Consider the following 26,655-nt stretch of genomic DNA (forward strand, 5'->3'; position numbering starts at 1 on the left):
ATGCAGACGACGCGGTTACAGGTCGGAGTCCTCCACCACCCTCACCTTCCCCGCATCCAGCGCATACGCCGCATCGGCCAGGTCATTGCTGACCTTCTCCACCTTCAGCGTGCCGCTGACCCACAGCGGCGTGTAGATATCGTCCAGCTTCAGGCCATGGGGATAACGCACCAGCACCAGCTGGTTGGGCGGCGGTGGCGGTACATGGATGCAGGCGCCCGGATAGGGCACAAGGAAGAACAGCGTGCTGTTGCCCTTGGCGTCGGTTTCCAGCGGCACCGGGTACCCGCCCAGACGGATCTGCCTGCCGTTCATGGCAGCCACCGTCTTGCTCGAATACATCACCGCCGGCAGGCCCTTGCTCTGCTTCAGGCCACCCTTCTCGGTAAAGGTACCCATCGCCTCGGGGGAGTTGTGGTCGATCTCGGGCATCTGCTCCAGCGCCTTCTGGTCCGACTTGGGCATCAGCTCCAGCCAGTCGGTCTCGGGCAGCTCGGCGCGGGCCAGGCCACTACACAGCAACAGGGTAAGCAGTACGACTCGGCGCATGAAAAAAAGCTCGGCAACTGACGGAAAGTTGCCGAGCATTCTAGCGCCCTGTCAGCGCTTTTTGATCATGCCGTAGATCACCAGCAGGATGATTGCACCCACCAGTGCACCGAGGAAGCCAGCACCCTCGCCCGCATGGTAGATCCCCAGCGCCTGGCCACCGTAGGTCGCCGCCAGAGAGCCGGCGATACCCAGCAGAATGGTCATGATCCAGCCCATGCTGTCGTCGCCCGGCTTCAGAAAACGTGCCAGCAAGCCGACGATCAGGCCGATGAAGATGGTTCCGATGATACCCATGGCATTCCCTCTGAATTGAGTGCACGAGCCAAAGCCTAGTCAGCGCTTTGGCATCCTGCCATCAGAGGGATGCGCGGCGGGAATGGTTCCGCTCAGCCTGCGATGAGCGCTTCGACCTGCTGGATCTTCTGCTCCAGCGTGGTCATGTCGGCGCAGCGCAGGGTGGCGTGACCGACCTTGCGCCCGGCCTTGAAGGCCTTGCCGTAGTGATGCAGGTGACAGTCGTCGATAGCCACGACCGCAGCCACCGCCGGCACTTCGCCGATGAAGTTGAGCATGGCGCTTTCGCCGACCTTGGCGGTCGAGCCCAGCGGCAGGCCGGCCACGGCGCGCAGGTGGTTCTCGAACTGGCTGCACTCGGCACCTTCGATGGTCCAGTGCCCGGAGTTGTGCACACGCGGCGCGATCTCGTTGGCCTTCAGGCCACCGTCGACCTCGAAGAACTCGAACGCCAGCACGCCGACATAGTCGAGCTGCTCGAGCACGCGGCTCGCGTAGTCTTCGGCCAGGCTCTGCAGCAGGTGGTCTTCGCTGGCCACCGACAGGCGCAGGATGCCGCTGTCGTGGGTGTTGTGCACCAGCGGGTAGAAGCGTGTCTCGCCATCGCGGCCGCGAACGGCAATCAGCGACACCTCGCCGGTGAACGGCACGAAGCCCTCCAGCAGGCAGGGCACGCTACCAAGTTCGGCGAACGTGTCGACAACATCGGCTTCGGTGCGGAGCACCTTCTGGCCCTTGCCGTCATAACCCAGGGTACGGGTCTTGAGCACGGCCGGCAGGCCGATGCTGGCGACGGCGGCCTCCAGGTCGGCTTGCGACTGGATGTCGGCGAAGGCCGGGGTCGGGATGCCCAGGTCACGGAACATGCTCTTCTCGAACAGCCGGTCGCGGGCGATGCGCAGCGCTTCGGCGCTCGGATACACCGGCACGAACTGCGACAGGAAGGCCACCGTCTCGGCTGGCACGCTTTCGAATTCGAAGGTCACCAGGTCGACTTCGTCGGCCAGCTGGCGCAGGTGATCCTGGTCGCCGTAGTCGGCACGCAGGTGCTCGCCCAGAGCGGCCGCACAGGCGTCAGGGGCCGGGTCGAGGAAAGCGAAGTTCATGCCCAGCGGGGTACCCGCCAGGGCCAGCATGCGGCCCAGTTGGCCGCCACCGATTACACCGATTTTCATGCGTGTGACCTCAGGCCTGGCGCGGGTCTGGATTGTCCAGAACGTTGTCTGTCTGCTCAGCGCGGAACTGTTTCAGAACGGTATGGAACTGCGGGTGCTTGGCGCCCAGGATGCTCGCCGAGAGCAGCGCGGCGTTGATCGCGCCGGCCTTGCCGATGGCCAGGGTGGCAACCGGGATGCCAGCCGGCATCTGCACGATCGACAGCAGCGAATCGACGCCCGAGAGCATGGCCGACTGCACCGGCACACCCAGCACCGGCAGGTGGGTCTTGGCGGCGCACATGCCTGGCAGGTGGGCAGCGCCACCGGCACCGGCGATGATCACCTCGATGCCACGGCCTTCGGCCTCTTCGGCGTACTGGAACAGCAGGTCCGGCGTGCGGTGGGCGGAAACCACCTTCACTTCGTAGGGAATGCCGAGTTTTTCCAGCATATCGGCGGTGTGGCTAAGGGTGGACCAATCGGACTTGGAGCCCATGATCACGCCAACCAGTGCACTCATCGTCGAGCCTCTTCTCTTGGGCGCCTTCAGGCGCGTCAAAAAACAACAAGCCACGCAGGGACGACCGGCGTGGCTTGTTATGCGAATTAGGGCCGGGTGTACCGACCGAAGGCCGCGCAGTATATCGTAAAGCCGTGTGTTTGATGCACCCCGGCGACCAACTGTAAGCCTTATTTTTCGGGCTTTTTCAGGGCTTCGGGCTGACTCTGGAGTCAAGCCGTCGCCGGCCCGCCTTCGAGCTTGCGCCACAGCAGGCGCACGTTGGCCTTGCGCACCAGCGCGCAGCGGTACAGGCGGATCTCCAGCGGCACGTGCCATTGCGCACCGCCACAGATCACCAGCTCGCCACGTTCAAGCTCGGCGCGGGCCGACAGGCGCGGCACCCAGGCAATACCCAGGCCTTCCAGGGCCATGCTCTTGAGGCTGTCGGCCATGGCGGTTTCGTAGATGGTGGTAAAGCGCAGGTTGCGCTGGCGCAGCAGCAGATTCACCGAACGCCCCAGAAACGCTCCGGCGCTGTAGGCCAGCAAGGGCACGCTGGCGTCGTTTTCCAGGTCGAACAGCGGCTTGCCGTCGGCATCCGCTGCACACACCGGCAGCATCTCGGTGTGCCCCAGGTGCAGCGAGGGGAAGATCTCGGCGTCCATCTGCAGGGCCGCATCCGGGTCGTAGAACGCCAGCATCAGGTCGCAGCCACCTTCGCGCAGGGCGTGCACCGCATCGCCGACGTTGGTCGCCACCAGCCGCGTGGCGATGTTCAGACCGTCGTTGCGCAACTGCGCGATCCAGCGCGGAAAGAAGCCCAGCGCCAGCGAGTGCGCCGCCGCCACCTGGATCACCTCGCCCTGCCCGCCTTCCAGGTGATGCAAGTGGCGCAGCACCTCGCCCAGCTGGTCGACCACCGTGCGCGCCGTCACCAGGAACAGTTGGCCGGCAGCGGTCAACTCGATCGGCGTGCGCGAGCGGTTGACCAGGGTCAGCCCCAACGCAGCCTCCAGGCTGCGAATGCGCCGGCTGAACGCCGGCTGGGTCACGAAGCGACGCTCCGCCGCCTGGGAAAAGCTGCGGGTGGCGGCCAGGGCGCTGAAATCTTCCAGCCATTTGCTTTCGAGGTTCATCGGGCTCTCCAGGCATGCACCAAAATGGTACACGCTCGAATGTCAATTGGCGTCACATGGAACGTTATGCCGTTTGTGCATAGGTTAGCGTGCAACAGCATTGGCCGCAAAATCCGTGCAGGCCTAGGATTGGCGCCATTCCGGCATGTGCCGGGCCTAACTCGAGATGATCTCTATCATGTCCGCTGCTGCATCGTTCCGTGTCGAAAAAGACCTGCTTGGCACCCTCGAAGTCCCTGCTGATGCCTACTACGGTATCCAGACCCTGCGTGCTGCCAACAACTTCCACCTCTCTGGCGTGCCGCTGTCGCACTACCCGAAAATGGTTGTCGGCCTGGCCATGGTCAAACAGGCAGCTGCCGACGCCAACCGCGAGCTGGGTCACCTGAGCGATGCCAAGCACGCCGCCATCAGCGAGGCCTGTGCCCGCCTGATCCGCGGTGACTTCCACGAGCAGTTCGTGGTCGACATGATTCAAGGCGGTGCCGGTACCTCCACCAACATGAACGCCAACGAAGTGATCGCCAACATCGCGCTGGAAGCGATGGGTCACCAGAAGGGCGAGTACCAGTACCTGCACCCGAACAACGACGTGAACATGGCGCAGTCGACCAACGACGCCTACCCGACCGCCATCCGTCTGGGCCTGCTGCTGGGTCACGATGCGCTGCTGGCCAGCCTCGACAGCCTGATCCAGGCCTTCGCTGCCAAGGGTGAAGAGTTCAGCCACGTACTGAAGATGGGCCGTACCCAGCTGCAGGACGCCGTGCCGATGACCCTGGGCCAGGAATTCCGTGCCTTCGCCACCACCCTGACCGAAGACCTCAACCGCCTGCGCACCCTGGCGCCGGAAGTGCTGACCGAAGTCAACCTGGGCGGTACCGCGATCGGTACCGGCATCAACGCCGACCCGGGCTACCAGGCCCTGGCCGTACAGCGTCTGGCGCTGATCAGCGGCCAGCCGCTGGTACCGGCTGCCGACCTGATCGAAGCCACCTCCGACATGGGCGCCTTCGTGCTGTTCTCCGGCATGCTCAAGCGCACTGCAGTCAAGCTGTCGAAGATCTGCAACGACCTGCGCCTGCTGTCCAGCGGCCCGCGCACCGGCATCAACGAGATCAACCTGCCGGCGCGTCAGCCAGGCAGCTCGATCATGCCCGGCAAGGTCAACCCGGTTATCCCGGAAGCGGTCAACCAGGTGGCCTTCGCCATCATCGGCAACGACATCGCGCTGACCATCGCGGCCGAAGGCGGCCAGCTGCAGTTGAACGTGATGGAGCCGCTGATCGCCTACAAGATCTTCGACTCGATCCGTCTGCTGCAACGCGCCATGGACATGCTGCGCGAGCACTGCATCGTCGGCATCACCGCCAACGAACAGCGCTGCCGTGAACTGGTCGAACACTCGATCGGCCTGGTCACCGCCCTGAACCCGTACATCGGCTACGAAAACGCCACCCGTATTGCCCGTATCGCGCTGGAAAGCGGCCGCGGCGTACTGGAACTGGTGCGTGAGGAAGGCCTGCTGGACGAAGCGATGCTCAACGACATCCTGCGTCCGGAAAACATGATTGCACCGCGTCTGGTACCGCTCAAAGCGTAACCGACGCCGTACTACCGCTCACCAGGTTGAGGGACTAGACACCTCTCACCTTTTGAGGGCCCAGGGACTTTGTCTCCGGGCCCTTTTTTTTGCCTGCGGTGCGACCTTCGCCAGCAATGCCGGCGCCTAAAGGGAACGGGTAGTGTCGGCTGCTTCTGCCGACGAGGGCAGCAGCAGCACATTCAGGAAGGTCGAATCGCTGACGATCTCCTTCATGAACCACCACACGAACGCCAGGCAGAGCGCCACCATGAAGGCGGTCAGATCGCCCGTGTAATGGCGCACCGTGAGCACCCCGATAAAGCACAGCACCACGCCCAGCCCGCTGATCAGGTCTGCCCAGTTGGAACGGCTGAGGTGGCGCTTCATGGCCCGGTGATCCGCCTCGGGCAACACCAGTGCCTGCGCACACTTTGCACAGGTGAGCGGCTGCCCGCCCATGAGCGTTTCCAGCTCGCCCTCGCTCGGCAACCAGACGTGGCCGCATGCCGGGCAATTGAGGTCCACCGCGGCGCACAGGCGCTCTTGCGCGGATTTGTACTTGTTCGTCGACACGTCCTTGGCACCTTCGTCCTGAAGCAGGCGCGATGGTAACCGCTGGCCGTCACGCTGCCCATCGCGAACTCGGGCGGCCCGGCCGCTGACAGCGCGCCGGGGGATGGCGTAAGGTGGTCGGCTTTCCTTCAGTCGAGCACGGAGACAGGCCATGACCCCGGCCCCTGCCCACAACATCATGGTGCTGTACACCGGTGGCACCATCGGCATGCAGGCCAGCGCCGGCGGCCTGGCCCCGGCGTCGGGCTTCGAGCAGCGCATGCGTGAGCAACTGGCCGGGCAACCGGGCCTGGCAGCCTGGCAGTTCCGCGAACTGCTGCCGCTGATCGACAGCGCCAACATGACGCCCTGCTACTGGCAGCGCCTGCGCGCCGCGATCATCGAAGCGGTGGATGGCCAGGGCTGCGATGGCGTGCTGGTGCTGCATGGCACCGACACCCTGGCCTACAGCGCCGCCGCCATGAGCTTCCAGTTGCTCGGGCTGACGGTGCCGGTGCTGTTCACCGGCTCGATGCTGCCGGCCGGTACGCCGGACAGCGATGCGTGGGAGAACCTCACGGGGGCGCTGCAGGTGCTGAGCCAGGGTACGTCGCCGGGTGTTCAGCTGTATTTCCACGGTCAGCTGCTGGCACCAAACCGCACCGCCAAGGTGCGCAGCTTCGGCCGGAACCCGTTCGCGACCTTGCAGCGCTCGGGCGGTGCGGCGCAGGCGCCTGTACCGGCAGCACTGGCTTATCGCGCGCCGCTGCAGGTGGCCAAGGTTGCAGTGTTGCCGCTGGTGCCAGGCCTCGACGCCGCGCTGTTGCAGGCCACACTCGACAGCGGGGTCCAGGGGCTGGTGCTGGAATGCTACGGCAGCGGCACCGGGCCGTGTGATGACGATGCGTTCGTGGCCGTGCTGGAACAGGCCCGCGCGCGTGACATCGTGGTGGTGGCGATCACCCAGTGCCATGAAGGCGGGGTCGAACTGGAGGTGTACGCAGCCGGCAGCCGCCTGCGCGAGGCCGGTGTGCTGTCGGGTGGCGGAATGACCCGGGAGGCGGCGTTCGGCAAATTGCAGGCATTGCTCGGTAGCCAGTTGCCGGTTGACGAGGTGCGACGGCTGGTTGGGCTGGACCTGGCTGGCGAGTTACGTTGAGCCCTTCGCTGGCTTGCCAGCGAACAGGCCCTGAAGGGCATACAAATTGCTCACTCAACCCCAAGCCCCTCAGCCGGATGCCGAGCATGCTCCACTCCCACCTCACCACCCTGAACGCGGTTTCCCTGATGCTGCAGGCCTTCAAGGACGAAGACCGTGCCGCCCAGCGGCTGCTCGAAGGCACCGGCATCACCCCGGCCGACCTGGGCCGCGCCGACTGGCGCATCACCACGCACCAGGAACTGCGCGTGTGCGCCAACGCCGTGGCCATGCGCCGGGAGGTCGGGCTGGAGCTGGGCCAGCGCATGCACGTTTCATCCTACGGCATGCTCGGTTACGCCCTGCTTTCCGGTGCCACCCTGGGTGACGCCCTGCACCTGGCCCTGCAGTACCCCGCGCTGCTGGGAACACTTTTCCAGCTGCGCCTGATCGAGGACGGCGAGCGGGTCTGGTTCAGCGCCAGCGACTACGGCCAGGCCCCGGAGCTTGCGGCGTTCAATGCCGAGTTCTGCCTGACGTCGCTCAAGGTCATCTGCAACGACCTGCTCGGCCAGCCGCTGCCCTTGCTGGGCGCGCGTTTCGCTCACCCTGCCCCGGATTACCAGGCGCTCTACAGCGCGCCTTTCGACTGCCCGCTGCAGTTCGGCGCCAGCGACAATGCCTTTGCCTTCGAACGCCACTGGCTGGCCCGGGCCCTGCCCCTGGCCGACCCGATCACCCACCGTGCGATGAGCGAACGCTGCCGCCGGCAGAACCTGGAATTCACCGGGCGCCAGGCCTGGCTCGGGCGCATTCGCCAGCTGCTGCAGCAGCAGTTGGAGGCACCACCAGGCCTCGAGGGCCTGGCGCGGCAGATGAGCTGTTCATCACGCACCCTGCGTCGCCACCTGCACGAGCTGGGCAGTAGTTATCAACAGTTGCTCGATGAGCTGCGCTTCGAACGGGCCAAGCAGTTGCTGGCCGAGGACGAGCTACCGATCTACCGCATCGCCGAGGTGCTGGGCTTCAGCGAGCCGGCCAGCTTCCGACACGCCTTCCTGCGTTGGAGCGGCGTGGCACCGAGCCATTTTCGCGCCTGAAACACGCGCATGCACCGCGAGGGGGCGAAATGCGGACAACCGTGTTGGCCATATCGATCCCCTTTTGGCCGTTTGCGCCGTTCTGCCGGTGGGCGTACCTCTCGACAATGGGGCCACGCCAGTAAACCCGGAGAACAAAAAATGCTGACGATCTATTCCGATGACCATCGCCTGCACCACGGCCGCTGCGAGCTGATCGACGGGCAGTTGATGCCCTGCTTCGAAATGCCCTCGCGTGCCGACCATGTGCTCGAGCGGGTCAAGGCCCAGGGCCTGGGGCCCGTCGAAGGCCCTACCGATTTTGGCCGCGCACCGCTGCTGCGCGTGCACAGCGCCGACTACCTGGATTTCTTCCAGGGCGCCTGGCAGCGCTGGAGCGCACTGGGCCATGATGGCGACCTGCTGCCGTTCACCTGGCCGGCGCGCAGCCTGCGCCAGGTCAAACCCAGCGGCCTGCATGGCGAGCTGGGCTATTACAGCTTCGACGCCGGTGCACCGATCACCGCCGGCACCTGGCAGGCCGCCTACAGCTCGGCGCAGGTTGCCCTGACCGCACAGGCGGCGGTGCAGGCCGGTGCCCACAGCGCCTTCGCCCTGTGCCGGCCACCGGGGCATCATGCCGCCAGCGACGTGATGGGGGGCTACTGCTATCTGAACAACGCCGCGATCGCCGCCCAGGCCTTCATCGACCACGGTCGCCAGCGCGTGGCGATCCTGGATGTGGACTACCACCACGGCAACGGTACCCAGCAGATCTTCTACACGCGCAACGACGTGCTGTTCGCCTCGATCCATGGCGACCCGCAAGCCGAATTCCCGTTCTTCCTCGGCTATGCCGACGAGCACGGCGAAGGCGACGGGCTGGGCTGCAACTTCAACTACCCGCTGCCGGCAGGCAGCGACTGGGCCACCTGGCGCGGCGCGCTGGACGAAGCCTGCGAACGCATCGGCGCGTATGACCCCGAAGTGCTGGTGATCTCGCTGGGCGTGGACACCTTCAAGGACGACCCGATCTCGCAATTCAAGCTCGACAGCCCCGACTACCTGGCCATGGGCGAGCGCATCGCGCAGTTGGGCAAGCCGACCCTGTTCATCATGGAAGGTGGCTATGCCGTGGCCGAGATCGGCGTCAACGCGGTCAACGTGCTCGAGGGCTTCGAGCGCGCCCGTCAAGGCTAGGCTCAGTCGGCCCAGGCACGTGCAAGGCGTGCCAGGGCCTGGGCAATCGCGGCCTCGTTCACGGCCGCGAACCCCAGCACCAGTCCGGCACGCTTATCCACAGACAGCGGCGTGTCGGGCAACCAGTAATCACTCAGCGCATTGAGTTCGACACCCACCGCTGCGGCACGGGCGATCAGTTCCCGTTCGCGCGCCTGGCTGTGCACGTCGATCTTCAGGTGCAGGCCCGCCGCCACCTCCGGCAAGGCTCCCAGCCCCGCCACAGCCTTCGGCCAGCCGGCCAGTAGCGCATTGCGCCGGCTCAACGCCGCGCGGCGCATGCGCCGGATATGACGCTGGAAGTGCCCTTTGGCCATGAACTGCGCCATCACCGCCTGTGTGCCGACCTCGGAATGGCGCACCGCCAACGCCCGAAAGCGCGAGAATGCCTCCACCAGCCGGGCCGGCAGCACAAGGTAACCCAGACGCAGCGCCGGGAAGGCCACCTTGCCGAAGGTGCCGACATACAGCACCCGTCCGCTGCGGTCCAGGGCTGCCAGCGGGGCCAGCGGCGCGCCGCTGTAGCGGTACTCGCCGTCGTAGTCGTCCTCGATGATCCAGCTGTCGTTGCGCTCGGCCCAGGCCAGCAGTTCCAGGCGCCGCGCCAGGCTCAGGGTGACGCCGGTGGGGTACTGATGCGCGGGGGTAACGTAGCTCAGGCGACAGTTGGGCAACTGGGCCAGGGCAGCGCACTGCAACCCGTCGTGATCCACCCCCACGCCATGCACCTTCGCGCCCGCCATGGCGAAGGCTTTGCCCGCCGCACGATAGCCGGGGTTTTCCACAGCCACACCGTCACCGGGCGCCAGCAGCAGCTGTGCACAAAGGCTGATTGCCTGCTGCGCACCACTGGTGATCACAATTTGTTCAGCCACGCAGGACAACCCACGGGAGCGACGCAGGTAGGTGGCAATCAGCTCGCGCAGCAGCGGTTCTCCGGCCGGGTCGCCGTAACCGAGTGACGCCGGGTCGGGATTTCGCCAGAAACCCGCCTGCAGCTTGGCCCACACCTCGAAGGGGAACAGATCGAAGGCCGGTATGCCAACCTGAAAAGCCCGCGGCGCACGAGGCTCATGCACGGATAAATGATTGTTTTCCAGGCGCTCCAGCACGTCCGTGTGGATAACTTTACTGGATAAATCCTCAGTGCAATCACCCGTTTTTGTGGATAACCCTGTGGAAAAACCCAGGGATAACCCTGTGGACAGTTTTGTGGATAGTTTTGGCAGCTGACTGACGTAGGTACCATCGCCCACCCGGCTTTCGATATAGCCTTCGGCATACAGCTGGTCGTAGGCACGAACTACGCTGTTACGTGAGACGGCCAGCGCTGCGGCCATGTCGCGGGAGGCGGGAAGACGCGTGCCGCTACCCAGGCGCCCGTCCAGCACGCGCTGGCGCAGCGCCTGGTACAACTGGCGACTGAGCCCCTGACGACGGTCCAGCACGATGCCGGTGGGGTCGAAGGGCAAGGCAACGCTACGTTCGCTCATGAAATTGGACCTGCCAAATAAGCCGGAAATGGCTCTTACCATAAGCCAATAGCCTGCCTAGGATGGGGCCATTCGCCAACCCCTGTATTGCACACAAGGATCCTTCGATGTCTACCGTGACCCTGCGCCCCGTGACCGCCGATGACCACGCCGCCTGGCTGCCGCTGTGGCAGGCCTACCAGCGTTTCTATGAGACCCGCATCGATGAGGCGGTCAGTGCCGTGACCTGGCAGCGCATGCTCGACACCAGCGAGCCGACCAACGCTGCGCTGGCCTGGGTCGATGGCAAGGCGGTGGGCATGGTGCACTGGATCTACCACCGCTCCAACTGGACGGTGGAAAACGCCTGCTACCTGCAGGATCTGTATGTCGACGCCAACCAGCGCGGCAAGGGCGTGGGCCGCCAGCTGATCGAGCTGGTGTACGACACGGCGCGCCAGGCCGGCTGCACCAAGGTGCACTGGCTGACCCATGAAACCAACGCCACCGGTATTTCGCTGTATGAACAGGTGGCCGAACGGCCGGGTTTCATCCAGTTCCGCAAAGCCCTGTAATCGGAGAAGCCACCATGAGCACACCGTTGAACTGGCGGCCGGCCAAGGCCCCGCAGCCTGTCCCGCTGGTCGGGCGCTTCATCCGCCTGGAAAAACTCGACCCGCGCCGCGACCGCGAGCACCTGTGGGCGGTGTTCCAGGGCCCCGAGGCCGACCAGACACTGTGGAAGTACCTGGCCTACGGACCATTCACCGAGCGCGAAGACTTCGACCACTGGCTAGACAGCAACGCCGCCAGCAGCGACCCGCTGTTCTACAGCGTGATCGACCTGGCCAGCGGGCAGACCCAGGGTATCCTCAGCCTGATGTCGATCGTGCCCGAGCAGGGCCGTATCGAGATCGGCCACATTGCCTTCGGCGCGGCCATGCAGCGCACGCCCAAGGGCACCGAGGCCATCTACCTGCTGGGCAAGCAGGCCTTCGCCCTGGGCAACCGGCGCCTGGAATGGAAGTGCAACAACGACAATGCCCGCTCCAAGCGCGCGGCCGAGCGTTTCGGGTTCACCTTCGAAGGGGTGTTTCGCAAGCACATGGTGACCAAGGACCACAACCGCGACACGGCCTGGTACTCCATCACCGATGACGAATGGCCGGCCATTGCCGCTGGTTTCGAACGCTGGCTGAGCGAGGACAACCAGCGCCCAGAGGGTCAGCTCAAGACGCTGGAAGCGTGCCGTACGGGTGCGTGAGGCGGGTACCCGAAGCGGGCGTATCCAACAGAAGATAAAAAAAGGGGAGCAATTCGCTCCCCAGAGGTTAACCGCTTGCAGATGAAGGCCTGAGTCAGCCTTCGATCTCGATCAGGATCTCGCCCGGGTTGACCCGGTCGCCCTTGGCCACGTGTATGGCTGCAACCTTGCCGGCGATGGCCGATTGCACCTCGGTTTCCATCTTCATCGCTTCGGTGATCAGCACCGCCTGGCCGGCCTTGACCGTGTCCCCCTGCTTGACCAGCACATCGACGATGTTGCCCGGCATGGTGGTGCTCACATGGCCCGGCTCGCTGGCCTGCTTGCGCTTGCTGCTGCCACCGCCGACGAACTCGTTGAGCGGCTCGAACACCACCTCTTCCGGCATGCCGTCGATGGACAGGTAGAAGTGGCGCTTGCCTTCGGCCTTGACGCCCACACCGGTGATATCCACGCGGTAGGTCTCGCCGTGCACGTCGATCACGAACTCGGTTGGTACGCCTTCGCCACCGGCCGAGGCCACCGCGCCGGCTTCCGGAATCGGCAGCAGCACTTCAGGGGTCAGGCTGCCGGCTTCACGCTCTTCAAGGAACTTGCGCCCGATGTCCGGGAACATGGCGAAGGTCAGCACGTCTTCTTCGGACTTGGCCAGGCTGCCGATGTCGGCACGCAGCTTGGTCATCTCGGGCTTGAGCAGGTCGGCGGGGCGCACGTCGATGACGTCTTCGCTGCCGATGGCCTGGCGACGCAGCTTCTCGTCGACTACCCCCGGTGCCTTGCCGTAGCCGCCCTGCAGGTACAGCTTCACCTCGTTGGTGATGGTCTTGTAGCGCTCGCCGGCCAGCACGTTGAAGAACGCCTGGGTACCGACGATCTGCGAGGTGGGCGTGACCAGCGGCGGGAAGCCGAGGTCTTCACGCACCCGCGGGATCTCGGCCAGCACTTCGTTCATGCGGTTGAGCGCACCCTGCTCCTTGAGCTGGTTGGCCAGGTTGGAAATCATCCCGCCCGGTACCTGGTTGACCTGCACGCGGGTATCCACGGCGGTGAACTCGCTTTCGAACTGGTGGTACTTCTTGCGCACGGCATAGAAGTACAGGCCGATCTCCTGCAGCAGTTGCAGGTCCAGGCCGGTATCGAACTCGCTGCCCTTGAGCGCTGCAACCATCGATTCGGTGCCCGGATGGCTGGTGCCCCAGGCGAAGCTGGAGATGGCGGTGTCGATATGGTCGGCACCGTTCTCGATGGCCTTGAGCTGGCACATCGCGGCCAGGCCGGCCGTGTCGTGGCTGTGGATGAACACCGGCAGCGACTGCTCGGCCTTGAGTGCCTTAACCAGCTCGCCTGTGGCGTAGGGGGTCAGCAGGCCGGCCATGTCCTTGATCGCGATGGAGTCGCAGCCCATGGCTTCCATCTGCTTGGCCTGGGCCACGAACGCCTCGATGGTGTGCACCGGGCTGGTGGTGTAGGCGATGGTGCCCTGGGCATGCTTGCCCGCCGCCTTCACCGCCTCGATGGCCACGCGCAGGTTTCGCACGTCGTTCATGGCGTCGAAGATGCGGAACACATCGATGCCGTTGACTGCTGCCTTGGCCACGAAGGCCTTGACCACGTCATCGCTGTAGTGCCGGTAGCCAAGCAGGTTCTGGCCGCGCAGCAGCATCTGCAGACGGGTGTTGGGCAGTGCTGCGCGCAGCTTGCGCAGGCGCTCCCACGGGTCTTCCTTGAGGAAGCGCACGCAGGCGTCGAAGGTCGCGCCGCCCCACACTTCCAGCGACCAGTAGCCCACCTTGTCGAGCTTGTCGCAGATCGGCAGCATGTCGTCGGTGCGCATGCGGGTGGCCAGCAACGATTGGTGGGCGTCGCGCAGGATCGTGTCGGTTACGAAAATTTTCTTGGACATTGTAGGGTTCCTCACAGGCCTGCGTGGGCGGCGATGGCGGCGGCGATGGCCAGGGCCAGCTCTTCGGGTTTGCGCTTGATCGAGTAGTTGGTCAGTTCGGGGTGGCTTTCAACGAAGCTGGTGTTGAACTGGCCGCTACGGAATTCCGGGTTGCGCAGGATTTCCTGGTAGTACGCGGCGGTGGTCTTGACCCCCTGCAGGCGCATGTCGTCCAGGGCCCGCAGGCCGCGGTCCATGGCTTCTTCCCAGGTCAGCGCCCAGACCACCAGCTTCAGGCACATCGAGTCGTAGAACGGCGGGATGGTGTAGCCGGTGTAGATCGCCGTGTCGGTGCGTACGCCCGGGCCGCCGGGGGCGTAGTAGCGGGTGATCTTGCCGAAGCTGGGCAGAAAGTTGTTTTTCGGGTCTTCTGCATTGATCCGGAACTGCAGCGCGAAGCCGCGGTGCTGGATGTCTTCCTGCTTGACCGACAGCGGCAGGCCCGAGGCGATGCGGATCTGTTCGCGAACGATGTCGATACCGGTGATTTCCTCGGTGATGGTGTGCTCCACCTGCACCCGGGTGTTCATTTCCATGAAGTACACCTCGCCATCGGCGAGCAGGAACTCCACGGTACCGGCATTCTCGTAGCCCACGGCCTTGGCCGCGCGCACCGACAGGTCGCCGATGTAGGCGCGCTGTTCGGGGGTCAGCTGCGGGCTGGGGGCGATCTCGATGAGCTTCTGGTTGCGGCGCTGGATCGAGCAGTCGCGCTCGAACAGGTGCACCACGTTGCCGAAGCTGTCACCCAGGATCTGCGCCTCGATGTGCTTGGGGTTGACGATGCATTTTTCCAGGAACACCTCGGCCGAACCGAATGCCTTGGTGGCTTCGGAAATCACCCGCGGAAAGGCCTGCTCGAGTTCTTCGCGGCTGTTGCAGCGACGAATGCCGCGCCCGCCGCCGCCGGAAGTGGCCTTGAGCATAACCGGGTAACCGATGCGGTCGCCCTCTTCCAGGGCTTCGTGGATGTCGGCCACGTTGCCTTCGGTGCCCGGGGTGACCGGTACGCCGGCCTTGATCATGCTGCGCCGCGCCTCGGTCTTGTCGCCCATGCGGCGAATGACTTCGGCGGCCGGGCCGATGAACTTGATCCCGCGTTCGGCGCAGATGTCCGCCAGCTCCGCGTTCTCCGACAGAAAACCATAGCCCGGGTGCAACGCATCGCAGCCGGTTTCCACTGCCAGGTTCACCAGCTTGCGCGGGTTGAGGTAACCGGCCAGGGGTTCGGCACCGATGCTATGGGCCTCGTCCGCACGCTTTACGTGCAGGGCGTGACGGTCGGCGTCGGAATAGATCGCCACCGAGCGAATGCCCATCTCGGCGCAGGCACGCACGATGCGTACTGCGATTTCACCCCGGTTGGCGATCAGGATTTTTTTTATCACTGGAGTCTTCCCAAAGCCGTTGGTAACAAACGAACCGGCAGTACCGGTCGGCGCGTGACCAGACGTCGCTGGCCAGTCGTATAATCACCCTAGCGCCGAACGTGAATAAACAAAAATCAATATTTGTTAGGGGCAGCATTAGCAATTGCTTATAGTGCCGTAACAGGGTTTTGCCGAGGCGACGGAAAATATGCGTAAGTCATTGATGCGTATGACATTGCGTCAATTGCAGATCTTCAATGAAGTGTGTGATTTGCGTTCCTACAGCCGGGCCGCCGAGGAGATGTCGCTGACGCAACCCGCCGTTAGTCTACAGATCCGCCAGCTCGAAGAACTGGTAGGCCAGCCGCTGTTCGAGTACGTCGGCAAGAAGCTCTACCTCACCGAGGCCGCCGAGGCGCTGCAGCGCGCCAGCCGGGACATCTTCGGACGCCTGGAGAGCCTCGACATGCAGCTGTCGGACATGCAGGGCTCGCTGCAGGGCCAGCTCAAGCTGGCGGTGGAATCGAGCGCCAAGTACTTCGTGCCGCACCTGTTCGCCGCCTTCAAGCGCCTGCACCCGGAGGTCAACCTGACCCTCACCGTGGTCAACCGCGCCCAGGCCATCCGGCGCCTGTCGGACAACCGCGACGACCTGATCATCATGTCGATGGTGCCGCAGGACATGGGCCTGGAGTTTTTGCCCTTCCTGAACAACCCGATCGTGGCCGTGGCCCCGCCCGATCACCCGCTGTGCACGCTCGACAGCCTGCGCCTGCAGGACCTGGAGCCGCATACGCTGCTGGTGCGCGAACAGGGTTCGGGCACGCGCAAGGCGTGCGAGGAGTACTTCAAGGAAAAGCGCGTGCACTTCACCCAGACCCTGGAAGTAGCGTCGGCCGACGCCCAGCGCGAATGCGTGATCGCAGGCCTTGGCATCGCCCTTTTGACCCGGCATGCACTGAACATGGAACTGGCCACCGGGGTGCTGCGCGAGCTGCCGGTAGAGGAGCTGCCGCTGTATCGCAGCTGGTGCGTGGTGCAGGCCAAGGCCAAGCGGCAGTCGCCGGTGGCCCTGGCCTTTGTTGCGTTCATCCGCAGCGAACGTGCGCAGATCAGCGCGCTTGTTGAGCGTTTCTCGGGGACGTTGCCGCTGACACCTGCCATACGCTGACAGCGTGCAGTTCGGGGTAGTCGGCGATGTCCTGCAGCAATTGGCGCTGCTCGGAATAGCTTTCGATCGCGCGGCGAAACTCCATGCGGCGCTGATCCTTTTCCTGCTGCTTGCGGGACTTGGCGGTAGGTTGGTGCGAGCCATCGAATTCACGAGCCATTGCGTGTCTCCCTGGTCGATTGCGGGGAGTTTCAGCGTGCCCGGGCGGGGTTACGGTTTGGCGGCGGGAGGGTTACAAAAGCATGAACAATCAGGCGTGGTATGCGGTGCTGCCCTTCGCTGGCAAGCCAGCGAAGGTGTCAGCTCGGGCGGTGCAAGACGATCAGTCGTCCATCGCCTTGATCGACTTGGGCGACAGGCGCAGGCTGCGCAAGCTGCGCTTGACGCTCTTGAGGTGGTTGACCAGGCTCGGCCCGCGCGCCATGGCAACGCCCATGGCCAGCACGTCGATCACCACCAGGTGGGCGATACGTGAGGTCAGCGGGGTGTAGATTTCGGTGTCTTCATGCACGTCGATGGCCAGGTTGACCGTGGACAGTTCGGCCAGCGGGGTCTGGCTCGGGCACAGGGTGATCAGCGTCGCACCGCTTTCACGCACCAGGTTGGCAGTGATCAGCAGGTCCTTGGAACGCCCTGACTGGGAAATGCAGATCGCCACGTCACCCGGCTTGAGGGTGACCGCCGACATCGCCTGCATGTGCGGGTCGGAATACGCCGCTGCCGTCAGCAACAGGCGGAAGAACTTGTGCTGGGCATCGGCAGCCACCGCACCCGATGCACCAAACCCGTAGAATTCCACGCGCTGCGCCTGGGCCATGGCCGTCACGGCGCGCTGCAATGCCTGGGCATCGAGGTGCTCGCGCACTTCCATCAGGGTGTGCAGGGTGGTGTCGAAGATCTTCAGGCTGTAGTCGGCTACCGAATCGTCTTCATGAATCGCGAACTGACCGAAGCTCGCACCCGCCGCCAGGCTTTGCGCCAGCTTGAGCTTGAGGTCCTGGAAACCGGTGCAACCGATCGCCCGGCAGAAACGCACGATGGTCGGCTCGCTGATCCCGACGCTGTGCGCCAGATCAGCCATGGAGCTATGCATGACAGCCGCTGGATCGAGCAATACGTGATCGGCAACCTTCAGTTCCGATTTGCGTAGCAGATGGCGCGACTGGGCGATGTGTTGCAACAGATTCAAGGGCAGGACTCGGTTATGATCGGCTGACCGGGTTGTAGCTTTCTTGTAGTTATACTACATGACCGGCGACCCGCCCAGCTAAACGATCTTGGAGAGTGGTGGCATTGACTATCCCGTGCGACATTCTGGTGTTCGGCGGCACCGGCGACCTGGCCCTGAACAAACTGCTTCCAGCGCTCTACCACCTGTTTCGCGAAGGCCGTCTGCACAACGCCGTGCGGATCATCGCCCTGGCCCGCCGGCCCTTGCCACGGATTGAATTTCTCAAGCTGGTCGAACGCCGCTGCCGCGCCCAGATCGCGCCCCAGGACTTCAGCGACGAGGTGTGGCACCGCTTTTCCACGCGCCTGGACTACTTCTCCATGGACGCCATGCAGAGCGCCGATTTCGGCCGCCTCGCCCGCTTTCTGGGCGAGCCCGGCGGGCTGACGCGGGTCTACTACCTGGCCACCGCACCCAACCTGTTCGTGCCCATCGCCACCCACCTGCAGGTGGCCGGGCTGGTCGACAGCGAAGCGCGTATCGTGCTGGAAAAACCCATCGGCCACTCGCTGGAGTCCGCCACCACGATCAACAGCGCCATCGGCGCGGTATTCGCCGAATCCCAGGTGTTTCGCATCGACCACTACCTGGGCAAGGAGACGGTGCAGAACCTCATGGCATTGCGCTTCGCCAACGCGCTGCTGGAACCGGTGTGGCGCACCAACCAGGTGGACCACGTGCAGATCAGCGTGTGCGAAACCCTCGGCGTGGAAAACCGCGGCGGCTACTACGACCGTGCCGGCGCCACCCGCGACATGCTGCAGAACCACCTGCTGCAACTGCTCTGCCTGGTAGCCATGGAGCCACCAGCGCAGTTCGAGGCCGAGGCGGTGCGCGATGAAAAGGTCAAGATCCTCAAGGCCCTCAAACCCATCACCGGGCAGGACGTGCAGGACAAGACCGTGCGCGGCCAGTACAGCGCCGGCAAGATCGGCGGGCAGGAGGTTCCGGCCTACTACTTCGAGAAGGACGTGGACAACGACAGCGACACCGAAACCTTCGTCGCCGTCGAAGCCCACATCAACAACTGGCGCTGGGCCGGCGTGCCCTTCTACCTGCGTACCGGCAAGCGCATGGCCAAACGCTCCTCGCAGATCGTCATCCAGTTCAAGCCGGTGCCCCATCGCCTGTTCGACGGCGACCAGGCCAACCAGTTGCTGATCCAGCTGCAGCCCGACGAGCGCATCAGCCTGCAGATGATGACCAAGGCACCGGGCAAGGGCATGCGCCTGGAGCCGGTGGAACTGAACCTGAACCTGGCCCAGGTGTTCGGCCAGGCACGTCGCTGGGACGCCTACGAACGACTGCTGCTGGATGTTCTGGACGGCGACTCGACCCTGTTCATGCGCCGCGACGAAGTGGAGGCCGCATGGGCCTGGATCGACCCGATCCTGACTGGCTGGCAGGAGCACTTCCAGGCCCCCCGCCCTTACCCGGCCGGCTCCAATGGCCCGGACCAGGCCCACAGCCTGCTGGCTCACCAGGGACGCGCCTGGCACGGTTGAAAGCTTTCCGGCTGCCGGGTGCAGCCGCGCTGTTCGATAGTGGGCACGCAACATCCCACCCACCATCGAATGGAGTACAAAGGAATGTCCCTGAAAGCAAAAGGCTGGATCGCGCAGAACGACAAGATGCCGGGCAACGCCAGGTTTCGAGTGTATGGCACCGTGGAAGTCGCCACCTCGGCCATCGTGCCGGTGCTGGTGAAACGCGCCATCCAGGACAAATCGCACGCCCTGGCGCTGGAACTGAAGCTGGAGAACGTGGACGCCCTGGCTGCCCAGGTGATCACCGAACGTGCGGTCTGTTTCGAAATGGACGGCGACCACAGCAACATCCCGAAAGTGGATATTTTCCACGACGGCAAGCTGCTGGTGAGCCTGGAGGAGATCCTGGTCACTCACTGACCGGCAGGCTGCGACTTGTTACAACGCCAGGGCCCCGTTGATCGGGGCCCTGGCCGTAGGGCTACCAGCGCCGATCTTCACGCAGCAAGGCGGCGAGGCTGTCGGCCTCCACCGGCCGGCTGATCAGGTAGCCCTGCACCTCATCGCAGCCCTGCTCGCGCAGAAACGCCAGCTGCTCCTGGGTTTCCACCCCTTCGGCCACTACCTGCAGGCCCAGGCTGTGGGCCATGACAATGATCGCACGGGTGATCGCGGCGTCCTCGCTGCCTTCGTGCAGGCCACGGATGAAGGTCTGGTCGATCTTCACGTAATTCACCGGAAAACGCTTGAGGTAGCTGAGCGACGAATAGCCGGTGCCGAAATCGTCGATGGCCAGCTTGACCCCCAGTTCATGCAACTGATGAAAGGTCGCGATGATGTGCTCCACGCTGTCGAGCAACTGGCTTTCGGTCAGCTCCAGCTCCAGCAGGTGCGGTGCCAGGCCGCTGTCTTCCAGCACCTGACGCACCAGGCTGACCAGCTTGCCCTGGCGCAACTGATACACCGACAGGTTCACCGACACGCGAATCGGCGCCAGCCCCTGCCGTTGCCATTGACAGGCCTGCCAGCACGCCTGGCGCAACACGAACTCGCCCATCGGCGCGATCAGCCCGGTCTCTTCGGCCAGGCCGATGAAGTCGCCCGGTGGCACCATGCCCACCTGCGGGTGATGCCAGCGCACCAGGGCCTCGGCAGCCTGCAGGCGGCCGCTGGTCAGGCACAGTTTGGGCTGGTAATAGACCTCCAGCTGGCGCTCTTCGATGGCCTTGCGCAGCTGGTTCTCCAGTTGCAGGCGCTCCAGGGTGCTGGCCTGCAGGCTCTCGGTGTAGAACTGGAACCCGTCGCCGCCGAGGTGCTTGGCGTGCTGCATGGCCATGTTGGCCTGGCTCACCAGGGTGCTGACATCCAGGCTGGCATCGGGTAGCAGACTGACCCCCACTGAAGCGCTGATCACCAGCTCGTGCCCGTCGACACGCAGCGGCACGCGCAGCTTGTCCAGCAGGCGCGTCGCCACCCGCACCAGGCTGGACAGGTGTGAATAGCCGTCGAACAGCACCACGAACTCGTCACCGGACAGACGCGCCACGGTATCGGCCTCGGGCACTGCGTTGCCGATGCGCTGGGCCATGGTCTTGAGCAGCCGGTCGGCCAGTTCGTGGCCCAGGCTGTCGTTGAGCAGCTTGAAGCGGTCCAGGTCGATGTGCAGCAGCGCCAGGCTGCGACCGCTGCCACGTAGGCGCTGGCCGGCTTCATGCAGACGCAGGCGGAACAACGCGCGGTTGGCCAGGCCGGTCAGTTCGTCGTAGTGCGCCAGGTACCGCAGGCGCTCTTCGGACTCGCGGCGTGCCGACAGGTCGGTGAAGAAACCCACGATGGTGCCGACCTGGCCACGCGCATCCGTCACGCCGGTCAGTTGCAGCCACTGCGGGTAGAGTTCCCCGCTCTTGCGCGCCTCAACCAGCTCGCCTTCCCAGCGCCCCTGCTGCGCCAGGGCCTGGTCGATGGCACCGTAGTGCCGGCGCGCGTCGCGGCTGCATGGCAGCTCCAGCGCATTGCGCCCCAGCAGTTCTTCGCGCACGTAGCCGGTCATGTGGCAGAACGCCTGGTTGGCGGCCAGTACGGCATAGTCCGGCCCCATGATCGCGATGCCTTCGCTGGCCGCCTCGAATACGGTTGCGGCCAGGCGTTGCTGTTCCTGCTGGGCCTTGCGCGCGCTCACGTCGCGCCGGGTGCCGAGCATGCGCACCACCCGCCCGGCGGCATCGCGCTCCACCGCGCGGCCGCGGTCCTCGATCCAGCACCAGTGGCCCTGGGCGTGGCGGAAGCGGTACTCGATACGGTAATCGTCGGTGCGCCCCTTGAGGTGGTCGACCAGGGCGCGCTTGAGCGCCGGCACGTCATCCGGGTGCAGGCGCGGCTTGAGGTGCGCCTGCACCGCCCGCACCTGCTCCGGGTTCAGGCCGAACAGCTCGTGCAATTGGGTGTGATGCACCTCGTCGGTTTCCAGATTCCAGTCCCACAGCCCCAGCTCACTGGCTTCCAGCGCCAGGGCCAGGCGCTGCTCGCTCTTGCTCAGGGCCTGGTTGGCGCGGTCCAGCTCCTGGCTGCGTTGCGCCACCCTCGATTCCAGCCCGGCCTGGGCCTGACGCAGTTGCTCCTCGATCAGCCGACGCTGCTCGACCTCGGTCGCCAGGGCCTTGTTGAGCCGCTCGCTGCGCGCCTGCGCGGCCTGCAGGTGCTCGATCAGCGCCTGGTTCTGAAAGCGGCGCAACAGGCCCCCCTCGATCAGCCGATTGACCTGCCAGGCCACCACCATCAACGCGCCGAGCAGGATCAGCCCAAGCCAGCCCCAGCCCTGCTGCTGCTCATCACCGCGCCAGAACAGGAACGCGATCGGCGGCAGCAGGCACGGCAAGGTGAAACTCAGGAACGCCGGCAGGCTGACCGCGTAGGCCACACTCGCCGACAGGGTCGCGGCCCCCAGCAAGCCGAAGACCCAGGCCTGTTGCACGAAGTTATCCACAGGCACCAGGGCAATCGCCGCGCTGGCCAGGGTCAGGCCGCTGAAGGCCGAACCGAGCAGGAACATGCGCCACCAGGTCGGTTGCACCTGTCGATCGGGCATCGCCGCGTCGAAGGCCGCCACCTGAATGACCCGCAGCGCTACCAGCGCCATCAACCAGACGATCCACACACTGACCAGCAGGTAGCGCTGCGGGCTCCACAGCAGCCAGGCACACACCAGGCCGTTGAGCAGCATGAACAGGGTGGGCAGCAACGAGCCCTGGTACAACAGACGGGTACGCTCGACGGCCAGTTGCGTGGCGAACTGTTTGCGAATACCGCGGCGCGCTTCCAGCGGCACGCTGACGGAGGCAGATGCGAAGGTCATAGGCAATGTTCTTGTAATGGTGAGCCTCGAACGAGCACGGAGCATACACAAGCAGGCGCCTGGGCCAAACTGCTCTGGGTCATAAATTGTGCGTGGCAATTATGGAACCTGGTTTCAGTGCCGAGCCCTCAAGCACGCGGGCCAAGGGGCGCGACCGATGAGCGGGCGGTGCCTTGGGCGATCTTTTTCCACCATGGGTTTGCCCCCGGCTCGCTTGCGCCCCTAAAATGGCGGGATGCGCGATGACCTCTCCCTCCTGTTGAACTCCCTCAACGACGCCCAACGCCAGGCCGTAGCGGCCCCGCTTGGTCGCCAGTTGGTTCTGGCCGGTGCCGGCTCCGGTAAGACCCGAGTGCTGGTGCACCGTATCGCCTGGTTGATCCAGGTCGAGCAGGCCTCACCCCATTCGGTGCTGTCGGTGACCTTCACCAACAAGGCCGCCGCCGAGATGCGCCAGCGCATCGAGCAGTTGATGGGCATCAACCCGGCCGGCATGTGGGTGGGTACCTTCCACGGCCTGGCGCACCGCCTGTTGCGTGCCCACTGGCAGGAAGCGGGGCTGAACCAGAACTTCCAGATCCTCGACAGCGACGACCAGCAACGCCTGGTCAAGCGGGTGATCCGCGAGCTGGGCCTGGACGAACAGCGCTGGCCGGTACGCCAGGCGCAGTGGTTCATCAACGGGCAGAAGGACGAAGGGCTGCGCCCGCAGCACATCCAGGCCAGCGGCGACCTGTTCCTGGGCACCATGCGCAGCATCTACGAGGCCTACGAGGCAGCTTGCCAGCGCGCCGGCGTGATCGACTTCTCCGAACTGCTGCTGCGCGCGCTGGACCTGTGGCGCGACAACCCGGGCCTGCTGCAGCACTACCAGCGGCGCTTCCGCCACCTGCTGGTGGACGAGTTCCAGGACACCAACGCCGTGCAGTACGCCTGGTTGCGCCTGCTGGCCCAGGGCGGTGACAGCCTGATGGTGGTGGGCGACGACGACCAGTCCATCTATGGCTGGCGCGGCGCCAAGATCGAGAACATCCACCAGTACAGTGCCGACTTCCCCGACACCCAGATGATCCGCCTGGAGCAGAACTACCGCTCCACCGCCGGCATCCTCAAGGCGGCCAACGCCCTGATCGCCAACAACAGTGATCGCCTGGGCAAGGAGCTGTGGACCGACGGCGGCGACGGCGAACCGCTGAGCCTGTACGCCGCCTTCAACGAACACGACGAAGCGCGCTATGTGGTCGAGACCATCGAGAGCGCGCTCAAGACCGGCATGGCGCGCAGCGACATCGCCATCCTGTACCGCTCCAACGCCCAGTCGCGGGTGCTCGAGGAGGCCCTGCTGCGCGAGCGCATCCCGTACCGCATCTATGGTGGTCAGCGCTTCTTCGAACGCGCCGAGATCAAGAACGCCATGGCCTACCTGCGCCTGCTTGAAGGGCGTGGCAATGACGCGGCGCTGGAGCGGGTGATCAACGTGCCGCCGCGCGGCATCGGCGAAAAGACCGTGGAGGCGATTCGCGAACACGCCCGTCACGCCCAGGTATCGATGTGGGAGTCGATGAGCCTGCTGATCGCCAACAAGGGCCTCAAGGGCCGCGCCGCCAGCGCCCTGGCCGCGTTCATCGAGCTGATCGAGAACCTCTCGGCCAAGGTCATGGACATGCCGTTGCACCTGATGACCCAGACCGTGATCGAGCAGTCCGGGCTGATCGTCTATCACCAGGAAGAAAAGGGTGAAAAGGGCCAGGCACGGGTAGAAAACCTTGAAGAACTGGTCAGCGCCGCGCGTAACTTCGAAAGCGCCGAGGAAGACGCCGAGCTGTCGCCGCTGGCTGCGTTCCTGGGCCACGCCTCCCTCGAGGCCGGCGATGCCCAGGCCGAGGAACACGAAGACAGCATCCAGCTGATGACCCTGCACAGCGCCAAGGGCCTGGAGTTCCCCCACGTGTTCCTGGTGGGCATGGAAGAGGGCCTGTTCCCGCACAAGATGAGCCTGGAAGAGCCCGGCCGCCTGGAAGAGGAACGTCGCCTGGCCTATGTGGGCATTACCCGCGCCATGCAGCAGCTGGTGATGACCTACGCCGAGACCCGCCGCCTGTACGGCAGCGAAACCTACAACAAGGTGTCGCGATTCGTGCGTGAGATCCCTGCGGGGCTGGTGCAGGAAGTGCGCTTGTCCAACAGCGTCAGCCGGCCGTTCGGCTCGGGTCAGAAACAGAATTCGAGCAGCCTGTTCGGTGCGGCGAACATCCCCGAAACCGCCTTCAACCTCGGCCAGCGCGTGCAGCACGCGGTGTTTGGCGAGGGCGTGATCCTCAATTTCGAGGGCGCCGGTGCCCAGGCGCGGGTGCAGGTGAACTTTGCCGAAGGCAGCAAGTGGCTGATGCTTGGCTACGCCAAGCTGGAGCCGTTGTAACACCCTCCGCCGGCAAGGCCGTCCCCTGTGGGAGCCGGCCTTGCCGGCGAAGAGGTCGGCCAGTTCCTACACGCACTTGATAAACATCCCACAGCGCCAAGCAAAAGATAGAAACATTATGGCGCTAGTCATGTGTCCTACAACCTGTGCACCATGGCGCGCGTGCACTCCACAAAACGGGAATACCCTTCTATGCAACGTTTTCTTAGCATCGCCTTGGCGCTGTGCATCGGCCTTACGCTGAGCCTCGACGCCAACGCCAAGCGCTTCGGCGGCGGCAAGAGCTCGGGCGCCGCGCCGACCCACCAGACGCGCCAGGCCGCTCCGGCCACGCCGGCCGCCACGCCAAATGCGGCAGGCCGTCCACCGGCAGCCGCCAGCGGTGCTTCGCGCTGGCTCGGCCCTCTGGCCGGCCTCGCCGCCGGTGGCCTGCTGGCCTCCATGTTCATGGGCGACGGCTTCCAGGGCATGCAGATCTTCGACATCCTGATCATGGCGGTCATCGCCTTCCTGATCTTCCGTTTCATTGCCGCCCGTCGCCGCAAGCAACAGCCGCAGATGGCCGCTGCCGGTCACGCGCCGTTCCAGCGTGAAGTTCACGAGCAACCGGCTCAGCCGTCGATCTTCGGTGGTTCCGCTGCACCTGCCGCGGCCCGCCCGGTGATCAACGCACCAGCCTGGTTCAATGAAGAGAGCTTCCTGGCCGCTGCACGCAACCACTTCCAGACCCTGCAGCAGCACTGGGACGCCAACGAGATCGACAAGATCGCCGAGTTCGTTACCCCGCAGATGCTGCAGTTCCTGAAAAAGGAACGTGCCGAGCTGGGTGAAGGCTTCCAGTCCACCTACATCGACGACCTGAACGTGCAGCTGGAAGGCGTGGATGACCGTGCCGACCGCACCATCGCCACCCTGACCTTCAGCGGTGTGTCGAAAACCTCGCGTTTCGACCAGGGCGAAGTGTTCAGCGAAAGCTGGAACATGGAACGTGCCCAGGGCGAAAACCAGCCTTGGCTGGTCGCAGGGATCCGCCAGAACGGCTGATCTTGAGGCATTGCACAAAAAACCCCGGGCTTGCCCGGGGTTTTGCTTTTAGCGTAGCGTCCTACTAGGGTATAACGCGCAGCGTGTCGTCAAGGTAAGAGGATTGAACCCGTGGAAGAAATCATCGAGCAACTGCGTGAAGCCAACGAACCGGTACCCGTACCGCTTGAGTTGCCCGACGAAGACCTGCTGGTCGAGATTGAAGAACAGCTGTTCATCGATATCCCGTTCGTCTTCAGGGAGTTCCTGTTGACCGTCAGCGATGTGGTGTACGGCAGCCTGGAGCCGGTGACCGTCACCGACCCGCAATCGCATACCTACCTGCCCGACGTGGCGGCCAATGCCTGGGATGCCGGCGTGGACCGTTCGCTGATTCCGATCTGCCAGGATGGTGACGATTACTACTGCGTCGAGGAAGACGGCACCGTGGTGCTGTGGTCGGCCGAAGAAGAGCTGGTGACCGAAGAAACCTGGGAATCGGTATGGCACTGGGCGCGCGACGTGTGGCTGGAAAGCTGATCCGTCAGTTTGTCGGACAAAAATGATGGCTCTGAGCTATCAATCTTCGTAGAATCGCCGCGCCTTCCTGTGCGCGGCGGTGTTGCTACCGCTCCATCCCCTCGGACATACGACCCGCCCGCACAGGAATGCACCTTCACATGCCGGGGC

Annotated in this window: 24 protein-coding genes; 12 read left to right on the forward strand and 12 right to left on the reverse strand. The window is 64.5% G+C overall.

Annotation, left to right across the window (positions count from 1 at the left end):
* Positions 1-15 precede the first annotated feature (15 nt).
* From NP552_RS15405 to NP552_RS15425, 5 genes are all read right to left on the reverse strand, one after another.
* Entirely contained in the window at positions 16-549 is a 534-nt protein-coding gene (locus NP552_RS15405; RefSeq protein WP_043861581.1) for a DUF3299 domain-containing protein, read from the reverse strand.
* Between the two features lie 51 nt (positions 550-600).
* On the reverse strand, positions 601-846 hold the full coding sequence (locus NP552_RS15410) for a GlsB/YeaQ/YmgE family stress response membrane protein (protein ID WP_043861538.1): 246 nt from the start codon (positions 844-846) through the stop codon (positions 601-603).
* 92 nt (positions 847-938) lie between these two features.
* Positions 939-2,021: a 5-(carboxyamino)imidazole ribonucleotide synthase gene (locus NP552_RS15415; RefSeq protein ID WP_078481438.1), complete on the reverse strand. Its 1,083-nt coding sequence runs from the start codon at positions 2,019-2,021 to the stop codon at positions 939-941.
* 10 nt (positions 2,022-2,031) lie between these two features.
* Entirely contained in the window at positions 2,032-2,523 is a 492-nt protein-coding gene (gene purE / locus NP552_RS15420; RefSeq protein WP_054916459.1) for a 5-(carboxyamino)imidazole ribonucleotide mutase, read from the reverse strand.
* A 212-nt stretch (positions 2,524-2,735) separates the two neighbouring features.
* Positions 2,736-3,641, reverse strand: a complete 906-nt coding sequence (locus NP552_RS15425; protein ID WP_043861535.1) for a LysR substrate-binding domain-containing protein — start codon at positions 3,639-3,641, stop codon at positions 2,736-2,738.
* A 178-nt stretch (positions 3,642-3,819) separates the two neighbouring features.
* On the opposite strand from NP552_RS15425, the gene aspA reads away from it, so the two are divergent.
* Positions 3,820-5,244 (forward strand): aspartate ammonia-lyase, encoded by a 1,425-nt coding sequence (gene aspA, locus NP552_RS15430; RefSeq protein ID WP_043861534.1) that lies wholly within the window; start codon positions 3,820-3,822, stop codon positions 5,242-5,244.
* Between the two features lie 126 nt (positions 5,245-5,370).
* Here aspA and NP552_RS15435 read toward each other — a convergent pair whose 3' ends face one another.
* Complete coding sequence (locus NP552_RS15435; RefSeq protein WP_274096884.1) at positions 5,371-5,952, reverse strand: hypothetical protein; 582 nt, start codon at positions 5,950-5,952, stop codon at positions 5,371-5,373.
* Between NP552_RS15435 and NP552_RS15440 the strand changes: the two genes are divergently transcribed.
* The 3 genes from NP552_RS15440 to NP552_RS15450 all read left to right on the forward strand — a co-directional run bounded on the left by NP552_RS15440 (position 5,951) and on the right by NP552_RS15450 (position 9,195).
* Positions 5,951-6,937, forward strand: coding sequence for an asparaginase (locus tag NP552_RS15440; protein ID WP_058541955.1), 987 nt, complete (start codon positions 5,951-5,953; stop codon positions 6,935-6,937). The two genes, NP552_RS15435 and NP552_RS15440, sit on opposite strands and share 2 nt — an antisense overlap.
* An 86-nt stretch (positions 6,938-7,023) precedes the next feature.
* Positions 7,024-8,016 (forward strand): AraC family transcriptional regulator, encoded by a 993-nt coding sequence (locus tag NP552_RS15445; protein WP_043861531.1) that lies wholly within the window; start codon positions 7,024-7,026, stop codon positions 8,014-8,016.
* 141 nt (positions 8,017-8,157) lie between these two features.
* The gene (locus NP552_RS15450) at positions 8,158-9,195 is read left to right on the forward strand and encodes a histone deacetylase family protein (RefSeq protein ID WP_054916456.1); all 1,038 of its coding nucleotides are present in this window, start codon (positions 8,158-8,160) and stop codon (positions 9,193-9,195) included.
* A 2-nt stretch (positions 9,196-9,197) separates the two neighbouring features.
* Here the strand turns inward: NP552_RS15450 and pdxR are convergent, their stop codons facing one another.
* A complete protein-coding gene (gene pdxR / locus NP552_RS15455) occupies positions 9,198-10,727 on the reverse strand; it encodes a MocR-like pyridoxine biosynthesis transcription factor PdxR (protein WP_274096885.1) in 1,530 nt (509 codons plus the stop codon).
* A gap of 107 nt (positions 10,728-10,834) precedes the next feature.
* Here pdxR and NP552_RS15460 point away from each other — a divergent pair, with 107 nt between their 5' ends.
* Positions 10,835-11,281 (forward strand): GNAT family N-acetyltransferase, encoded by a 447-nt coding sequence (locus NP552_RS15460; RefSeq protein ID WP_043861529.1) that lies wholly within the window; start codon positions 10,835-10,837, stop codon positions 11,279-11,281.
* Positions 11,282-11,295: 14 nt separating this feature from the next.
* A complete protein-coding gene (locus NP552_RS15465) occupies positions 11,296-11,970 on the forward strand; it encodes a GNAT family N-acetyltransferase (RefSeq protein ID WP_054916454.1) in 675 nt (224 codons plus the stop codon).
* A gap of 94 nt (positions 11,971-12,064) precedes the next feature.
* On the opposite strand, the gene oadA is transcribed toward NP552_RS15465, so the two are convergent.
* Positions 12,065-13,873: a sodium-extruding oxaloacetate decarboxylase subunit alpha gene (gene oadA / locus NP552_RS15470; protein WP_043861527.1), complete on the reverse strand. Its 1,809-nt coding sequence runs from the start codon at positions 13,871-13,873 to the stop codon at positions 12,065-12,067.
* A gap of 11 nt (positions 13,874-13,884) precedes the next feature.
* Positions 13,885-15,300, reverse strand: coding sequence for an acetyl-CoA carboxylase biotin carboxylase subunit (locus NP552_RS15475; protein ID WP_043861526.1), 1,416 nt, complete (start codon positions 15,298-15,300; stop codon positions 13,885-13,887).
* Between the two features lie 205 nt (positions 15,301-15,505).
* Here NP552_RS15475 and NP552_RS15480 point away from each other — a divergent pair, with 205 nt between their 5' ends.
* A complete protein-coding gene (locus tag NP552_RS15480; RefSeq protein WP_162484870.1) occupies positions 15,506-16,453 on the forward strand; it encodes a LysR family transcriptional regulator in 948 nt (315 codons plus the stop codon).
* On the opposite strand, the gene NP552_RS15485 is transcribed toward NP552_RS15480, so the two are convergent.
* Both NP552_RS15485 and hexR read right to left on the reverse strand, forming a co-directional pair.
* Complete coding sequence (locus NP552_RS15485) at positions 16,395-16,613, reverse strand: PA3496 family putative envelope integrity protein (protein WP_078481432.1); 219 nt, start codon at positions 16,611-16,613, stop codon at positions 16,395-16,397. The genes NP552_RS15480 and NP552_RS15485 overlap by 59 nt on opposite strands.
* A 162-nt stretch (positions 16,614-16,775) precedes the next feature.
* Positions 16,776-17,642 carry a transcriptional regulator HexR gene (hexR, locus tag NP552_RS15490; protein WP_043861524.1) on the reverse strand — a complete coding sequence of 289 codons (867 nt, stop codon included), beginning with the start codon at positions 17,640-17,642 and terminating at the stop codon, positions 16,776-16,778.
* Between the two features lie 104 nt (positions 17,643-17,746).
* On the opposite strand from hexR, the gene zwf reads away from it, so the two are divergent.
* Positions 17,747-19,189, forward strand: coding sequence for a glucose-6-phosphate dehydrogenase (zwf, locus tag NP552_RS15495; protein WP_043861580.1), 1,443 nt, complete (start codon positions 17,747-17,749; stop codon positions 19,187-19,189).
* Between the two features lie 84 nt (positions 19,190-19,273).
* Positions 19,274-19,591, forward strand: coding sequence for a hypothetical protein (locus NP552_RS15500; RefSeq protein WP_054916453.1), 318 nt, complete (start codon positions 19,274-19,276; stop codon positions 19,589-19,591).
* A gap of 61 nt (positions 19,592-19,652) precedes the next feature.
* On the opposite strand, the gene NP552_RS15505 is transcribed toward NP552_RS15500, so the two are convergent.
* Positions 19,653-22,523, reverse strand: coding sequence for an EAL domain-containing protein (locus NP552_RS15505; RefSeq protein WP_274096886.1), 2,871 nt, complete (start codon positions 22,521-22,523; stop codon positions 19,653-19,655).
* Between the two features lie 235 nt (positions 22,524-22,758).
* Here NP552_RS15505 and uvrD point away from each other — a divergent pair, with 235 nt between their 5' ends.
* The 3 genes from uvrD to NP552_RS15520 all read left to right on the forward strand — a co-directional run bounded on the left by uvrD (position 22,759) and on the right by NP552_RS15520 (position 26,505).
* Entirely contained in the window at positions 22,759-24,942 is a 2,184-nt protein-coding gene (gene uvrD / locus NP552_RS15510; RefSeq protein WP_043861521.1) for a DNA helicase II, read from the forward strand.
* 192 nt (positions 24,943-25,134) lie between these two features.
* Positions 25,135-25,986, forward strand: coding sequence for a Tim44 domain-containing protein (locus tag NP552_RS15515; protein WP_043861520.1), 852 nt, complete (start codon positions 25,135-25,137; stop codon positions 25,984-25,986).
* Between the two features lie 111 nt (positions 25,987-26,097).
* Complete coding sequence (locus NP552_RS15520; RefSeq protein WP_014720555.1) at positions 26,098-26,505, forward strand: SMI1/KNR4 family protein; 408 nt, start codon at positions 26,098-26,100, stop codon at positions 26,503-26,505.
* The last annotated feature ends 150 nt before the right edge of the window (positions 26,506-26,655 follow it).

It is taken from the genome of Pseudomonas sp. 8209 (genome assembly GCF_028682105.1).
GTDB classification, from domain to species: Bacteria; Pseudomonadota; Gammaproteobacteria; order Pseudomonadales; family Pseudomonadaceae; genus Aquipseudomonas; species Aquipseudomonas palmensis.

What these genes read in the sequence shown, in the direction of transcription:
- purE (WP_054916459.1), bottom strand. Translation starts at nt 2,523, where the DNA reads ATGAGTGCACTGGTTGGCGTGATCATGGGCTCCAAGTCCGATTGGTCC.
- NP552_RS15410 (WP_043861538.1), bottom strand. Translation starts at nt 846, where the DNA reads ATGGGTATCATCGGAACCATCTTCATCGGCCTGATCGTCGGCTTGCTG.
- NP552_RS15460 (WP_043861529.1), top strand. Translation starts at nt 10,835, where the DNA reads ATGTCTACCGTGACCCTGCGCCCCGTGACCGCCGATGACCACGCCGCC.
- NP552_RS15425 (WP_043861535.1), bottom strand. Translation starts at nt 3,641, where the DNA reads ATGAACCTCGAAAGCAAATGGCTGGAAGATTTCAGCGCCCTGGCCGCC.
- NP552_RS15505 (WP_274096886.1), bottom strand. Translation starts at nt 22,523, where the DNA reads ATGACCTTCGCATCTGCCTCCGTCAGCGTGCCGCTGGAAGCGCGCCGC.
- NP552_RS15450 (WP_054916456.1), top strand. Translation starts at nt 8,158, where the DNA reads ATGCTGACGATCTATTCCGATGACCATCGCCTGCACCACGGCCGCTGC.
- NP552_RS15435 (WP_274096884.1), bottom strand. Translation starts at nt 5,952, where the DNA reads ATGGCCTGTCTCCGTGCTCGACTGAAGGAAAGCCGACCACCTTACGCC.
- NP552_RS15500 (WP_054916453.1), top strand. Translation starts at nt 19,274, where the DNA reads ATGTCCCTGAAAGCAAAAGGCTGGATCGCGCAGAACGACAAGATGCCG.
- uvrD (WP_043861521.1), top strand. Translation starts at nt 22,759, where the DNA reads ATGCGCGATGACCTCTCCCTCCTGTTGAACTCCCTCAACGACGCCCAA.
- NP552_RS15465 (WP_054916454.1), top strand. Translation starts at nt 11,296, where the DNA reads ATGAGCACACCGTTGAACTGGCGGCCGGCCAAGGCCCCGCAGCCTGTC.
- pdxR (WP_274096885.1), bottom strand. Translation starts at nt 10,727, where the DNA reads ATGAGCGAACGTAGCGTTGCCTTGCCCTTCGACCCCACCGGCATCGTG.
- oadA (WP_043861527.1), bottom strand. Translation starts at nt 13,873, where the DNA reads ATGTCCAAGAAAATTTTCGTAACCGACACGATCCTGCGCGACGCCCAC.
- NP552_RS15515 (WP_043861520.1), top strand. Translation starts at nt 25,135, where the DNA reads ATGCAACGTTTTCTTAGCATCGCCTTGGCGCTGTGCATCGGCCTTACG.
- aspA (WP_043861534.1), top strand. Translation starts at nt 3,820, where the DNA reads ATGTCCGCTGCTGCATCGTTCCGTGTCGAAAAAGACCTGCTTGGCACC.
- NP552_RS15415 (WP_078481438.1), bottom strand. Translation starts at nt 2,021, where the DNA reads ATGAAAATCGGTGTAATCGGTGGCGGCCAACTGGGCCGCATGCTGGCC.
- NP552_RS15445 (WP_043861531.1), top strand. Translation starts at nt 7,024, where the DNA reads ATGCTCCACTCCCACCTCACCACCCTGAACGCGGTTTCCCTGATGCTG.
- NP552_RS15485 (WP_078481432.1), bottom strand. Translation starts at nt 16,613, where the DNA reads ATGGCTCGTGAATTCGATGGCTCGCACCAACCTACCGCCAAGTCCCGC.
- NP552_RS15480 (WP_162484870.1), top strand. Translation starts at nt 15,506, where the DNA reads ATGCGTATGACATTGCGTCAATTGCAGATCTTCAATGAAGTGTGTGAT.
- NP552_RS15405 (WP_043861581.1), bottom strand. Translation starts at nt 549, where the DNA reads ATGCGCCGAGTCGTACTGCTTACCCTGTTGCTGTGTAGTGGCCTGGCC.
- NP552_RS15440 (WP_058541955.1), top strand. Translation starts at nt 5,951, where the DNA reads ATGACCCCGGCCCCTGCCCACAACATCATGGTGCTGTACACCGGTGGC.